Genomic DNA, 1405 nt, shown 5'->3' on the forward strand with positions numbered 1-1405 from the left:
CCTTGGTACAAGGCTTAAAAGTAATAAAAATATGTCAAATTTTATAAAATTTAGGCTCTGCTCTTAAATTTTCAGATATAAAATCTAAAATATTTGTTATTATTACATTAAAGAAATATATTTATTTGTAAAAGGATGTGCATCAATGGCATTTATCGATTACCTAAGAAGATTTTTCGTCTTTTTTAGATTTAAACACAGCACCATTTTGGTAGCTTCTATTGCATTAAGCATCTTATTTTGGCTTTATGCTCCACTTATAGCTTTTAACGATGTATATAGCTTTGCTAGCATAAGTTCAAGAGTCACTATATTAATTGCATTTTGGGCAGTTATTTTGTTTTTTGTTTTAATCAAACCATTAATGCACTATTTAGCATCTCAAAAAGATGAAAAAAATAATAAGCTAAAAGAGATAAAAAAAGAGTCTATGGATAGTTTTGGTAAGGCAAAAAGAAATTTTATGCTTTCTTTGAAAGATGCCAAAACAACATGGAAAAAAGATATAAATTTTAAAAAATTACCTTTAATAATGATAATGGGTAATGAAGGTGCTGGAAAGAGCGCGTTTATAAACTATTCAAATATCGAATTTCCACTATCTGATAGTTTGGATACTTATAAAAAAATACACAAAAGTACAACAAACTTTAATCTTTATATTTCAAAATTTGGTGCACTTTTAGATACTGAGGGTATACATTTTGCACAAGAGAGCTTATATCAGCCAACAGCTACTGAAGAGCTTCCTGAAGATGATGTGGATAAAAATAGGGATTACTTGCTTAAAAAAAGTATCTGGAGTGAATTTTTACACTTTTTAAAACGAAATGATTTTAACGCTAGATTAAGTGGTGCGGTTTTAATAATAGATACTAAAAAATTCCTCGAAGGCACTCAAGAATATTTTGATGAATTAATTAGATATATGATAAAAAGGGTTAATGACTGCGAGAAACATCTAAATATTAAATTCCCTATTTATATTGTTTTTAGCAAACTTGACTTAATAGATGGTATGGGAGATTATTTTAGGCTTTTCAATGAAGATGTGGCAAATAAGGCTTTAGGAATAAACTTAGATTCAAATTTCTCAAAACAATCACTAGAAATTGAGCTAAAAAGCCTAAGCGAGTCACTACTTAAACATCTCATGAGTAAGAACTCGATTTCGCATTTATTGGAAGATAAAAAACGTTCATATCTCTTTTTAAAACAACTTGATAATTTTTTTGCTTTAGTGAAAGATTTTGTAACAAAGCTAAGCTCTCAAAATGCACTTAAAAATAGCTCAGCCATAAATGGAATTTATTTCGTCAGTGCTTATCAAGAAAATATACCTATAAACTACCTTACAAATACTATTTGCGATAGATATAACATCAAAAAACCACTTTTAAGAGCA

1 protein-coding gene is annotated in these 1405 nt (G+C 28.2%); it reads left to right on the forward strand.

Annotated features, from left to right (window positions below; all coding sequences use genetic code 11):
- Positions 1-145 precede the first annotated feature (145 nt).
- Positions 146-1405: type VI secretion protein IcmF/TssM N-terminal domain-containing protein (locus F3H00_RS04150; RefSeq protein ID WP_316346673.1), on the forward strand; the 1260-nt coding region annotated here is incomplete at its 3' end.

It is taken from the genome of Campylobacter concisus (genome assembly GCF_902460845.1).
Lineage (GTDB): Bacteria > Campylobacterota > Campylobacteria > Campylobacterales > Campylobacteraceae > Campylobacter_A > Campylobacter_A concisus_X.